The sequence below is a fragment of the Janthinobacterium aestuarii genome (genome assembly GCF_046113285.1).
In the GTDB taxonomy this organism is placed as follows: Bacteria; Pseudomonadota; Gammaproteobacteria; order Burkholderiales; family Burkholderiaceae_D; genus Janthinobacterium.
The window spans coordinates 2,472,903-2,485,547 of record NZ_CP142524.1 but is presented as its reverse complement, the minus strand read 5'-3'; the positions used below and the strand labels follow the sequence as shown (position 1 = coordinate 2,485,547).

The 12,645-nt window shown below is 66.9% G+C and carries 12 protein-coding genes; all 12 read left to right on the top strand.

Annotated elements, in window-relative coordinates; genetic code table 11:
• Positions 1-39: 39 nt before the first annotated feature.
• The 12 genes from OX462_RS11195 to OX462_RS11140 all read left to right on the top strand — a co-directional run bounded on the left by OX462_RS11195 (position 40) and on the right by OX462_RS11140 (position 12,641).
• Positions 40-1,992, top strand: coding sequence for a pilus (MSHA type) biogenesis protein MshL (locus OX462_RS11195; protein ID WP_070220286.1), 1,953 nt, complete (start codon positions 40-42; stop codon positions 1,990-1,992).
• The gene (locus OX462_RS11190; RefSeq protein WP_409028424.1) at positions 1,989-3,407 is read left to right on the top strand and encodes a tetratricopeptide repeat protein; all 1,419 of its coding nucleotides are present in this window, start codon (positions 1,989-1,991) and stop codon (positions 3,405-3,407) included. Before OX462_RS11195 ends, OX462_RS11190 begins: the two co-directional genes overlap by 4 nt.
• 7 nt (positions 3,408-3,414) lie before the next feature.
• Positions 3,415-5,118 carry a GspE/PulE family protein gene (locus OX462_RS11185; RefSeq protein ID WP_121669843.1) on the top strand — a complete coding sequence of 568 codons (1,704 nt, stop codon included), beginning with the start codon at positions 3,415-3,417 and terminating at the stop codon, positions 5,116-5,118.
• Positions 5,118-6,323 carry a type II secretion system F family protein gene (locus OX462_RS11180; RefSeq protein ID WP_070224564.1) on the top strand — a complete coding sequence of 402 codons (1,206 nt, stop codon included), beginning with the start codon at positions 5,118-5,120 and terminating at the stop codon, positions 6,321-6,323. Before OX462_RS11185 ends, OX462_RS11180 begins: the two co-directional genes overlap by 1 nt.
• 21 nt (positions 6,324-6,344) lie before the next feature.
• Positions 6,345-7,913: a hypothetical protein gene (locus OX462_RS11175; RefSeq protein ID WP_409028423.1), complete on the top strand. Its 1,569-nt coding sequence runs from the start codon at positions 6,345-6,347 to the stop codon at positions 7,911-7,913.
• A complete protein-coding gene (locus OX462_RS11170; protein ID WP_409028422.1) occupies positions 7,910-8,593 on the top strand; it encodes a hypothetical protein in 684 nt (227 codons plus the stop codon). The genes OX462_RS11175 and OX462_RS11170 overlap by 4 nt, the downstream gene beginning before the upstream one ends.
• Entirely contained in the window at positions 8,590-9,051 is a 462-nt protein-coding gene (locus tag OX462_RS11165; RefSeq protein WP_409028421.1) for a hypothetical protein, read from the top strand. Before OX462_RS11170 ends, OX462_RS11165 begins: the two co-directional genes overlap by 4 nt.
• Entirely contained in the window at positions 9,048-9,782 is a 735-nt protein-coding gene (locus OX462_RS11160) for a hypothetical protein (protein WP_409028420.1), read from the top strand. The genes OX462_RS11165 and OX462_RS11160 overlap by 4 nt, the downstream gene beginning before the upstream one ends.
• Complete coding sequence (locus OX462_RS11155) at positions 9,779-10,489, top strand: type II secretion system protein (RefSeq protein WP_070291216.1); 711 nt, start codon at positions 9,779-9,781, stop codon at positions 10,487-10,489. Before OX462_RS11160 ends, OX462_RS11155 begins: the two co-directional genes overlap by 4 nt.
• Positions 10,489-11,262 carry an ABC transporter permease gene (locus OX462_RS11150; RefSeq protein WP_409028419.1) on the top strand — a complete coding sequence of 258 codons (774 nt, stop codon included), beginning with the start codon at positions 10,489-10,491 and terminating at the stop codon, positions 11,260-11,262. Before OX462_RS11155 ends, OX462_RS11150 begins: the two co-directional genes overlap by 1 nt.
• Positions 11,262-11,981 (top strand): hypothetical protein, encoded by a 720-nt coding sequence (locus OX462_RS11145; protein ID WP_409028418.1) that lies wholly within the window; start codon positions 11,262-11,264, stop codon positions 11,979-11,981. Before OX462_RS11150 ends, OX462_RS11145 begins: the two co-directional genes overlap by 1 nt.
• Positions 11,982-12,068: 87 nt before the next feature.
• A complete protein-coding gene (locus tag OX462_RS11140) occupies positions 12,069-12,641 on the top strand; it encodes a prepilin-type N-terminal cleavage/methylation domain-containing protein (protein ID WP_409028417.1) in 573 nt (190 codons plus the stop codon).
• The last annotated feature ends 4 nt before the right edge of the window (positions 12,642-12,645 follow it).

Sequence of the window (12,645 nt, the reverse complement as noted above, 5' to 3'; positions counted from 1 at the left end):
ATTGCAAAGGCACAACACGACTCCAAGGGCGAACTTTTCATGAATCAACACCCTATTCCTGTGCTGGCCTCCTGGGTCGCCCTCGCCTGCGGCACCGTGCTGTCCGGCTGCGCCACGCATCAAATGCCGCTGTCGCCTGCCCACCTCAATACCGCGCCCGTCGCCGGCGGCGCCATTCCCGAACCGGTGCAGCAAAGCAGCGCGCTGGCCGCGCCCTTGCCCGCGCCCAAGGTGGAAACCTACAGCGTCACCGTGCACAAGGTGCCCGTGCAATCGCTGCTGTTTGCGCTGGCGCGCGACGCGGGCATGAATATCGACATCCACCCGCAGATCGAAGGCAGCGTCACCCTGAATGCGCTGAACCAGACCCTGCCGCAATTGCTGGCACGTATCGGCAAGCAAGTCGATATGCGCTACGAAATCGATGGCAAGAACCTGACGGTGCTGCCCGACGCACCCGTATGGCGCAATTACAAGATCGATTACGTCAACATCGCGCGCAGCACCAACAGCAGCGTGAATATCGCTACGCAAATTTCCACGGCGGGCGGCGGGTCGAACAACGCCAGCAATCCCGTTGGCAGCACGCAAGGCAGCGGCGGCAACGGCAATAACAATTCGACCACCCTGGTCGTGAATCGTTCGGAAAATAACTTCTGGTACAGCCTGGAAAAAAATATCCGCGACCTGCTGCGCGACACCACGCTCAACGACGTGCAGGTCGACCCGCTGGCGCAGCTGAACCAGCAATTGACGGCCGCACAGGGCAATACGCCAGGCCAGCAGGGACAAGCGGGTCAGCCAGGCCAGCCGGGCCAGCAGCAGAATCAGGGCGGCAACCAATACGGCAGCCAGGCGCCGATGCAGACTGGCGGCCAGTATGCGCCAGGCCAGCAGGCACCCAACCAGAATGCGAATCCTGGCCAGCAGCTCGACGCGAACGGCCTGCCGCTATTAAAACTGGCCAACAAGGGCAGCCCCTCGTCCGTCGTCGTCAACGTGGAAGGCGGCTTGATCGCCGTGCGCGCCACGGGTCGCCAGCACGAAAAGATCGCCGAATTCCTCGACGCCGTGTTGCACAGCGCCAAGCGGCAAGTGCTGATCGAGGCGACCATCATCGAGGTGCGCCTGAGCAATGAATATCAGCAAGGCATCAACTGGTCGCGCCTGACGGGCAGCCTGAGCCTGAACCAGGGCCGTGTCGGCACCCTGCCCCTGCCCAGCGGCGTGCTGCCGGGTACGTCGCCCGGCATCTTCGTGCTCAACTACATGAAGGATAGTTTCAGGACCACCATCCAGCTGCTCGAATCGTTCGGCAAGGTGAAAGTGCTGTCCAGCCCGAAGATCAGCGTGCTCAACAATCAAACGGCCATGTTGAAGGTGGTCGACAACAATGTCTTCTTTACCATCAAGGTGACGCCGGCCGTGATCAGTTCGACTGGCACCATCACCACGCCCGCCACCTATGAGTCGAAACTGGAAACGGTGCCCGTCGGCTTCGTCATGAGCGTCACGCCGCAGATTTCCGACAGCGACGAAGTCACGCTCAATGTGCGCCCCACCATTACGCGCATCGTGGGTTATGTGCAAGACCCGAATCCGGCCCTGGCCACGGCCAGCGTGATCAGCCGCGTGCCCGTGATCCAGGCGCGCGAGCTGGAATCGATCATGAAAGTGGGCAATGGCCAGATCGCCGTGATGGGCGGCCTGATGCAGGATTCCATCGACAATGCCAAGGATGGCGTGCCCGGCCTGTCCAGCCTGCCCGTCGTGGGCAATTTGTTCACCTATCGTAATGAGGCAAGCAGCAAGACGGAGCTGGTGATCTTCATGCGCCCCGTCGTGGTCAAGGATGCCAGCATCGAAGGCGATTACCGCGACTACCGTTACCTGCTGCCCGGCCAGGCGCCGCTCAACAGCCAGCCGTACACGGATGGCCCGCCGGCGCCAGCCGTCCAGCCGCAGGCACGCCTGCAGGGAGACGTCCCATGAGCTTGTTGATGCAGGCGCTCAAGAAAGCCGAGCGCGCCAAGCAGAACAGCCTTTCCGACGAAGAACTGGAAAAGCCGTCCGAAGCCTACGACCAGGTGCTGGAACTGGCGCCGGCCGACGCCCTGCCGCCCCGCCCAGCGCCTGCCGCGCCACCGCCCGCGCAGCCGGCAAGCAGCTTGCGCCTGGAACCGCTGCAGGACGCTCCCGCGCCGCAGCCCGAGTCCAGCGGCGCGCAGCCCGGTTCACAGCAAGGCACGCAACCTGGCCCGCCCCCCGAGCCGCCGCGCGCCCGTCCGGAACCGCCGCCCGCCAAGCCACGCGCCAGCCGCAGCAATCCGCCGCCGAAAGGCCCCACCGGCCCCATCAGCGTCGACCCGGCCACCGTGCGCCTGGCCGTGCTGCTGGCGATCCTGCTGCTGGTGGCGGGATCGATGGCGTACTGGTACTGGCGCGCCAGCAGCAGCCCCGGCGCGGGCGCCAACCTGCCCGGCGTACCCATGCCGCTGACGGACGCCCCGGGCACGGCCGGCGTTGCCGGCCCCATCGTGGTGCTGCCTGGGGCCGGCGGCGTCCTGCCGGACGCCCCGGCGCCCGCCCCGCTGCCGCAGGACGCGCCGCGCGAACAGCGCCCGCCAGCCGGCGCGGCGGAACAGCAGGCGATGATCCAGGCCGCCGCGCAAGCGGCCGTGGCCGCCCAGCTGGCGCAACTGCCGCCGCCTGCGCAGCCCAGCCTGCCACCGGTGGCCGCGCCCGACAATAGCCAGATCCAGGTGCTGCGCAACGATACGGCGCCGCAAATCAACCCAGGCGTGCAGCAAGCCTACCAGGCCTTCAATGCGGGCCAGCTGGGCCTTGCTCGCCAGCAATATGAAAGCGTGCTGCGGCAGGATGCCAACAACCGCGACGCGCTGCTGGGCCTGGCGGCCGTGGCCCTGCGCGAGAACCAGGGCGCGCAGGCGGCATCGCTGTACGTGCGCTTGCTCGAGATAAACCCGGACGATGGCGTCGCGCTGGCCGGCCTGATCGGCCTGCGCCAGGGCGACGTCGTGCAGAGCGAAGCCAGGCTGAAAGCCATCCTGGCCCGCACCCCCGACAGCGGCCCCGTGCTGTTTGCCCTGGGTAATGTGTATGCCAAGCAGCGCCGCTGGAACGAAGCGCAGCAGCAATTTTTCCGCGCCTACGGCGCCGCGCCCGGCAATCCCGACTATGCCTTCAACCTGGCCGTCGGCCTGGACCGGCTGAACCAGCCCAAGCTGGCCGCCACGTATTACCAGCGCGCCTTGACCCTGGCGCAAACCACGCCGGCCGCCTTCGACCAGGCCGTCGTGCAAACGCGTTTGCGCGAACTGGCGGCCCCCGCGCCGGCAGCACCGCCCCCGGCCGAGCCCGTCACCATCCCACCCCGTCAGGAATAAGCACTACATGGCAGAACAGGCAAAACTTCCGCTGGGCAAATTGCTGATCCAGAAAGGGGTGATCAGCGAAGACCAGTTGCGCATCGCCCTGATCGAGCAGCGGCGCAGCAGCGAACCGCTGGGCAAGCTGCTGATCACCCTGGGCTTCGTCACGGAAGCCACCGTGCGCGAGGCCCTCAGCGAAAACCTGAAACAGGTCAGCGCGGACCTGTCGAGCCTGGTGGTCGACGCCATCGCCCTGAAGCTGATTCCGAAGGACGTGGCCAAGCGCTACCGTGTCTTTCCCATCGTCTACGAGCGGCAGGCGGACAACCTGATCCTGGCCATGGCCGACACCAGCAACATCGTCGCGCTCGACCAGATCAGCGCCATGCTGGTCAAGGGCATCACGATTTCCACCGTGCTCGTCAACGAATCGGACATTTCGCGCGCCATCGACCAGTACTATGGTTTTGAATTGTCGATCGACGGCATCCTGCACGAAATCGAGACGGGCGAAGTCAGCTACCAGAGCATGGCCTCGCCCTCGGACGAGTACAGCCAGCCCATGGTGCGCCTGATCGACGCGCTGCTGGCCGACGCCGTGCAGAACGGCGCCTCGGACATCCATTTCGAGCCGGAACAGTCGTTCCTGCGCATCCGCTACCGCATCGACGGCATCCTGCGGCAAATCCGCAGCCTGCACAAATCGTACTGGCCGGCCATGGCCGTGCGCCTGAAGGTGATGTCGAACATGAATATCGCCGAAGCGCGCGCGCCGCAGGATGGACGCATCAGCATCAAGTTTTCTGGTCGGCAAATCGACTTCCGCGCGTCCGCGCAACCCACCACGCATGGCGAAAACGTCGTGCTGCGCGTGCTGGACCGGCAGAAGGGCATCGTCCCGCTGGACGGGCTGGGCCTGGCCGAAGCGGAACTGAACTTGCTCAAACTGATGATCGCCCGCCCCGACGGCGTGATCCTCGTGACGGGCCCGACGGGCAGCGGCAAGACCACCACCCTGTATTCGATACTCAACCATATCAATACGGAAAGCGTCAACATCATGACCCTGGAGGACCCGGTCGAGTATCCGATGAACATGATACGCCAGACCTCCGTCAACGAATCGGTCAAGCTGGGCTTTGCCGACGGCATCCGCTCGATGATGCGGCAAGACCCGGACATCATCCTCGTGGGCGAGATCCGCGACCGCGAAACGGCGGAAATGGCCTTTGCCGCCGCCATGACGGGCCACCAGGTGTATTCCACTTTGCATACGAGCTCGGCCATCGGTTCCGTGGCGCGCCTGCTCGACATCGGCATCCTGCCCGACATCATGGCCGGCAACATCATCGGCATCGTGGCGCAGCGCCTGGTGCGCCGCTTGTGTCCGCATTGCAAGGAAACCGTGATCGCCGACGACGTCGAGCGCCGCCTGCTGGGCCTGGCAGCAAGCGATGCGCCCGCGTCCATCTGCCGCGCCGTCGGCTGCGAGCGCTGCGCGCACCAGGGCTACAAGGGCCGCCTGGCGATCATGGAAATCCTCAAGATGACGGCTGAACTCGATGAATTGACGGCGCGCCGCGCCAGTTCGCGCGAATTGAAGAACGCGGCGCGCGCGGCCGGCTTCAAGGGCATCGTCGACGACGGCGTGCGCCGCGTGCTCGAAGGCGTGACCACGCTGGAAGAAGTGGGCCGCGTGGTCGACTTGACGGAAAGGCTGGCCTGATGGCGCAATATGTCTACCGCGCCATGGATGCCGCCGGCGCATTGATTCCCGGCAGCATGGAGGCGGCCAACGTGCCGGACCTGGAAGCGCGCCTGCACCGCATGCAGCTGGACTTGATCGACTGCAAGATCACGGGCCAGTATCTGGTGCTGCTGGGCAAGCGGGTCATCCACCGCCGCGACCTGATCAACTTCTGCTTCCACATGGAACAATTGACGGGTGCGGGCGTGCCCATCCTGGAAGGCTTGAACGACTTGCGCGAAAGCACGGACCACCCGCGCCTGCGCGAAGTCGTCACGGATCTGATCGAAAGCATCGAAGGCGGCTTGCCGCTGTCGGGCGCGCTGGCCCAGCATGGCGACATCTTCGACGCCACGTTTACCAGCCTGATCCTGGCGGGCGAACAGAGCGGCAAGATCGCCGAAGTGTTCAAGAACCTGTCGGAAAGCCTGAAGTGGCAGGACGAGCTGGCCTCGCAGACGCGCAAGATCGTCATGTACCCGGTCATCGTCGCGCTGGTGGTGGCGGGCGTGACGTTTTTCCTGATGATTTATCTGGTACCCCAGCTGACGGCCTTCATCCGCAACATGGGCGGCGAGCTGCCGCTGCACACGCGCGTGCTGATCTTTGTATCGAATGTGTTCATCGATTACTGGTATGTGCTGCTGGCCTTGCCCGTGCTGCTGTTTTTCGGCCTGCGCGCGCTGATCCGCCGCAGCGAGGCGGCCCGCTACGCGTGGGATGGCTTGAAGCTGCGGCTGTGGCTGGTCGGCCCCGTGCTGCACAAGATCATCCTGGCCCGCTTCGCCACGTTTTTTGCCCTGATGTATGCTTCCGGCATCACGATACTCGAATGCATCCGCCTGTCCGAAGGCATCGCCGGCAACCAGGTGGTGGCGGCCGGCCTGCGCCGCGCCGCCCAGCTGATCAGCGAAGGCCATGGCGTGACCGCCGCCTTCCAGCACACGGGCATCTTCCCGCCACTGGTGATCCGCATGCTCAAGGTGGGCGAGGCCACGGGCTCGCTGGACACGGCCTTGCGCAATGTCAGTTACTTTTACAACCGCGAAGTGAAGGAATTGATTGAAAAAGTGCAAGCCATGATCGAGCCGGCCATGACGGTCATCCTGGGCCTGCTGCTGGGCTGGATCATGCTGTCAGTGCTGGGGCCGATCTACGACACCATCAGCACGATGAAAACTTGAGACCGGAGACCTGAGACCGCCGTGTTCCGCAAACAATTACTCTACATCACCAGCGACGCGCTGTGCGCCTACGACTGGGACCACGGCGTGCTGGGCCAGGGCCAGGCCTTCCCCGCCAGCGCGGCCGGGCTGGACGGTTTCGCCGCGTGGCTGGAAGATCCGCAGGGGCAACGGTCGGGCGTGCCCGCCTACCTGCTGACGGACTTGATCGAGGAAGATTTCCAGCGCCAGCTGCTGCCCCACGTGCGCGGCAAGGCGGGCCGGGCCCTGCTGGAGCGGCGCAAGCAGCAATTACACCGCGACACGCCCTACCGGGGCAGCACCCTGCTGGGCCGCGAAAGCACGGGCCGCCACGACGACCAGGTACTGTTCTTTGCGCTGACCAACCCATCCTTGCTGCAGCCATGGACGGAGGCGCTCGAGCACTTGCGCGTGCCCGTGGCCGGCATTTATTCGACCAGCCTGCTCAGTATCGCGCTGGTCAAAAAGCTGTCGGTCGCGCACGAACACTTGCTGCTGGTGACGCAGCAGTCGGGCGGCTTGCGGCAAAGCTACTATGAAAAGGGCCAGCTGCGCTTTTCGCGCCAGACGGCCACCATCGCGCTCGATGGCGTGGCCGTGAATATTGCGCTGGAAACGGAAAAAACGCGGCAATTTCTCACCAGCACGCGCATGCTGGCGCGCGGCGACGTCTTGAATACCGTCATCCTGGCGCCGGCCGCGCAAATCGCCAAGCTCGAACTGCTGTGCGACAACGGCGTCGAAGTGGCTTACCACTTCATCGACCTGCAGCTGGCGGGCGAACGGGTGGGCTTGCGCCGCACGCCGGCGCTGGCCGACGAATTGCTGCTGACTTTGTTGGGCAAGCATCCGCCGTCCAGCCACTATCCGCCCGGCGCGCTGGCGCGCTATTACCACTTCCAGCGCGCGCGCAAGACGCTGTATGGCGCCAGCACGCTGATCGGCGCATCGGCGGCCCTGTGGTGCGCGATTAACTTGCTCGGCGGCATAGCCGACGGGGCCGCCATCGAACGCCTGGCGCAGGAAACGGCGTCCTATCAGGAGCGCTACCGCAGCGTCATGTCGACCCAGCCGCCGGCGCCGGCCAAGACGCAAAACATGAAAGTGGCCGTGACCCTGGGCCACATGATCGCCAGCCAGGCGCCGGAGCCGGGCCGGCTGCTGGGCATACTGAGCGCCGCACTGGACCAGGCGCCGCAAGTCGCGCTGGGCCAGCTGCACTGGCATGCGGGCCAGGCGCCCGCGCGCGTGGCGAGCAATCAGACGCCGCCACAGCAGCAGCAAAGTACGGGCGCACCGGCCGGCAGCGCCCTGGCCGGCATTCCCGTCGCGCCGCCGCAGGCCTTGCGCCTGGAAGCGGACGTGGCCATGCCGAACAACGATTACCGCGCGGCCCTGGCGGCCATCACGGCCTTCGCGCAAACCCTGGCGCGCCAGCCGGGCATGCAGGTGACGATCGAGGAAACGCCGCTCGACCTGCGCCCCAGCGCGGCCCTGTCCGGCAAGAGCGCCGTGCCGGCGCCGGCCAGCCAGGCCCGCTTCACCCTCTTGCTCGCGTGGCAGCCATGAGCGGCCCCGTCAAACAGCCGCCCCTGCCCGGCATGCAACGGAGCGGCACGCCCGCGCGCGCGCTGCCGGCCTGGCTGGGCGAACTGCATCTGATACGCCGCGCCCTGCTGTGCTTTGCGCTGACCTTGCTGGCCAGCGTGGTGCTGCTGAGCCTGAGTGCCGCCTACCGGGCGCGTCAAGCACAGCAGCTGGACCTGGCCCAGCGCACGCGTTCGGCGGCCGCCCTCCTGTTCAACCATGCGGAGGCGGAAAAGCAGGAAATCCGCGCCTACGAACCGCAATTCCTGGCCCTGCGCCAGCGCGGCCTGATCGGTGAGGAAAACCGCCTGGCCTGGATCGACGCCATCCGCCGCAGCCAGGAACAGCGCAAACTGCTGCCGATCAGCTATGACATCAGCCCGCAGCAAGCGCTGCAAGTACCGTTGCCCATGGTGATGGGACAATATCAGCTGCGCGGCAGCCGCATGCGCCTGCAGATGGATTTGCTGCACGAGATGGATTTGCTGAACCTGCTGGACGATTTGCGCCAGGCCGGCTATTTCGCCGTGCAGGATTGCACGCTCAAGCGCCACGCTGCGGCCGGGGCCGGTCCAGGCAGCGGAGCTGCGCCCACCGTGGGCGCCGAATGCGAGCTGCTGTGGCTGACCCTGGGCAGCGCGCCCGTGCCGGGGCGGCCATGAGCGGCCCCCCCGTCCTGCGCGCCCCCCTCCTGCGCCTCCCCCTCCTGCGCCCCCTCGTCCTGGGCGTGCTGCTGGCCGGCGCCGCGCTCACGGCCCAGGCACAGTCGCCGCAACTGGGCCGTTTGTTCCTGTCGCCCGACCAGCGCGCCCAGCTCGACGCGCAGCGCTACGGCCCGCCGGCGCCCGATCCTGCCCTGGCGGCACCCCCGGCCCCGCCGCCGCCACCGCCGCCTGCCCCGCCCGTGGAATTGAATGGCGTGGTACAGCGCAGCAGCGGCCGCTCTACCGTCTGGCTGAACCAGGAAACGCAAAACGAACCGCACAACCGCCTTGCGCGCGACAAGTCCGGCACGCCCGGCGCCCTGACCTTGCGCCTGTCGAACGGCCAGGTGGTGCTGCTGAAGCCCGGCCAGCGCTACGACCCGGCCAGCGGCACGGTCACCGAGGCGCCGCCATGACGCCTCACCAACCGCATCGCCAACTTCGTCGCCAGCGCGGCGCCGCCCTGTTGCTGCTGGTGGCCGTGCTGGGCCTGGGCACGGCCAGCCTGCTGATCGGCGCCTTCGGGCGCAACACGGGCGAGGCCGAACGCCAGCAGCGCACCCTGGCCACCCTGGCGCAGGCGCGCGACGCCTTGCTGGGCTTTGCGGCGGCCAATGGCCGCCTGCCCCGTCCGGCCGCCTCCGCCCTCGACGGGCGCGAACGGGCCGCCGACTGCGCCAACGACGCCGAGTGCAGCGGCTTTTTGCCGTGGGTGGCGCTGGGCGTGGACGGCGTCGACGCCTGGGGCAAGCTGCTGCGCTACAGCGTCACGCCGGAAATGGCGCGCGCGCCCATCGTCTCGTTTTCCGCTGTCGCCAACAGAGTCGTGCTCACGCGCGACGGGCGCGGCGCATTCGCTTTCGTGGCGGGCCAGGACCAGTGCGACGTCAGCGCCCAATGCCTGCCCGTCGTGCTGTTCTCGCAAGGCAAGGATCACTACGGCACGGCCGCCAGCGGCGTGGCGCAGATCAACACGGCACGCGGCAATATCGACGAAGCCGCCAACGACGGCGCCAGCCGCCGCTTCATTAACCGCCCCGCCACCGAGCTTGCCACGCTGCCCGGTGGCGCCTTTGACGACATGCTGACCTGGATTACCTTGCCCACCCTGTATCAACGCATGCGCGCCGCGCGCAACCTGCCATGAGCGCCCGCCATGCGTGCCGCCAGGGCGGCTTTTCCCTGATCGAGATCGCCATCGTGCTCGTCATCGTCGGCCTGATGATCGGCGGCCTGGTCACGCCGTTGACGGTGCAGCTGGAACAGCGCAAGGTGGCCGAGACGCAACAGGCGCTCAATGAAGCGAAGGAAGCGCTGACGGGCTACGCGCTGCGCTACGGCTACCTGCCGTGTCCCGCCATCTCCGCCGGCAATGGCCTGGAAGACCGGCGCGGCGCCCGCTGCACGGGCGAAAAACGTGCGGGTTTCCTGCCCTGGGCCACCCTGGGGCTGCGCCAGGGCGACAGCTGGAACAATCTGTTCCGCTACAGCGTGACGCCCGCCTTCAGCGACAGCGAGCAGCAATTCAACCTGGGCACGCCGCGCGACATCAGCATCGTCACGCGCAATGGCGGCGCGCTGCTGCAGGCGACGGCGTTAAGGGACATCCCCGCCATGATCATGTCCCACGGCAAGAACGGCTTTGGCGCCACGGGCGTGCAGGGCCAGCGCCAGGCTATTCCTTTCAGCAACAATGTCGACGAGCGCAACAATGCATCGAACGCCACCACTGTCATCAGCCGCGCCGCCAGCGGCCCGCAGCAGCCGGGCGGCGAGTTCGACGATATCGTCGTCTGGCTGTCGCCGAACATCCTGTTCAACCGCATGGTGGCGGCGCAAAGGCTGCCCCGCTGATGCCGATGCTCCTGCCCGCCCTCACCATCGCCCGCTACACGCTGCTCGAAGCGCTGCGCAGCCGCCTGCCGTGGCTGTTCGTGCTGGCCGCCTGCGCCGCCGCCGGCCTGGCCGGCTTCCTGCAGCAACTGGCGCTGACGGAAAGCGGCGCCGTGCAGGCGGCGCTGCTCGCGGCCGCCTTGCGCCTGGCCAGCGTCTTCCTGCTGGCCACGTTCATCATCACCAGCATGGCGCGCGAAGCGGCCGACCGAGGCCTGGAATTGCTGCTGGCCTTGCCCATGCCGCGCGCAGCCTACCTGCTGGGCAAATTGCTGGGCTACGGGGCGTTGGCGGCCGTGCCCGCCGTGCTGTTCGGCCTGCTGATGGCGCTGTTCGCCGCGCCCGCGCAAAGCGCGCTGTGGGCGCTGTCCTTGCTGGGAGAATTGTGGATCGTCGCCGCCTTCAGCCTGCTGTGCGCGGCCAGCCTGCAGCAGGCCTTGCCCGCGCTGGCCGCGACTAGCGGTTTCTATGTGCTGGCGCGCATGCTGGGCAGCCTGCAGCTACTCGCGCACGGCCCGCAGGCGGGCGACTCCCTGGTGCAACAGGCCACGGCTGGCGCCATCGACGTGCTGGCCCTGCTCTTGCCCCGCCTCGACGCCTTTGCGCGCACGGAGTGGCTGCTGTACGCCACCGGCGACTGGCAAGCCCTGGCCAGTGTGGCGGCGCAAACGGCCATCTATGTGGCCTTGCTGGCCAGCTGCGCGCTGTGCGACTTTTACCGCAGGAACATCTGATGGCCGCCGCCCAGCGTCCCTGGTCGAGCGTGCCGCGCCCCCTGCGCTGGCTGCTGGCGGCCTGCCTGCTGCTGCAGCTGGGCTGGCGCCTGGCGCAGCAGCAGGCACCGCCACAGGCGCGGCCCCTGCCCGCCGCGCCGCCGGCAGCCGTGGCACGCCTGTCCAGCCTGGGCGAGCCGCTGGCCATGGCCAAGGCCATGCTGCTGTACCTGCAATCGTTCGAGGACCAGCCCGGCGTCAGCCTGCCGTGGCGCGAGCTCGACTATGACCGCCTGGCCGGCTGGCTGGAGACGGCGCAAACGCTCGACCCGCGCAGCCGCTACGCGCTGGTGGCCGCCAGCGAAGTGTACGCGGGCGTGGCCGATCCGCAGCGCGCGCGGCGCATGCTCGATTTTGTCGCCGCCAGCTTCGCCGCCGACCCGCAGCACCGCTGGCCCGCCATGGCGCAGGCGGCGCTGGTGGCCAAACACCAGTTGCATGACCTGCCGCTGGCGCTCGCCTATGCACGCGACCTGCGCCGGCTGGCAACGGGGCCGCAAGTGCCAGCCTGGGTGCGCGAGATGGAAGCGTTCATCCTGGAAGACATGGACCAGCTCGACAGCGCACGCCTGGTGATCGGCGGCCTGATCGCCAGCGGCCAGATCAGCGACCCGCACGAACTCGCTTTCCTCGCGCACAAGCTCGATGCACTGGCCGACAAGAAAAAGGCGGCGCCATGAGCGGCCGTCCGACATGCCGTGCGCGCGCGGCGCCAATTGCAGTAAACTGCCATACCAGTCCCCAGCACTTTTTTCCAAGGAAATCCCATGCTCCCACGCCGCCAGCACGGCTTTACGCTCGTAGAAATCGCCATCGTCCTGGTCATCATCGGCTTGCTGCTCGGCGGCGTGCTCAAGGGACAAGGCTTGATCGACAGCGCCAAGGTGAAAAACATCATCCAGCAGTCGAATGCGCTGACGGCCGCCGTCAACGCCTACCAAGACAAATTCCGCGCCCTGCCCGGCGACGATATCCAGGGCACCGTGCACGTACCAAATTCGGCCGGCAACGGCAATGGCGACGGCCAGATCGGCGACGGCCAGCCGCGCGAATTCACGCTGGCGCCGCAGCACCTTGCGCTGGGCGGCTTCATTACCGGCTCGTTCAACGGCACCTCGCAATTCATGACCAGCGCCCAGGGCGGCGCCGTCTACCTGTACAACGATGAAGTGGGCGGACGGGCCGGCAACGGCATCCGTTTCGACAACCTGCCCGAAGCCTACGCCGAGCAGATCGACAGCAAACTCGACGATGGCGTGGCCAGCACGGGCAGCGTCCGGGCGAACATGCCCTATGGCAATACCGGTGCTATCATCCCCCGCACCGCCGTCTTTTTCTGAGCCG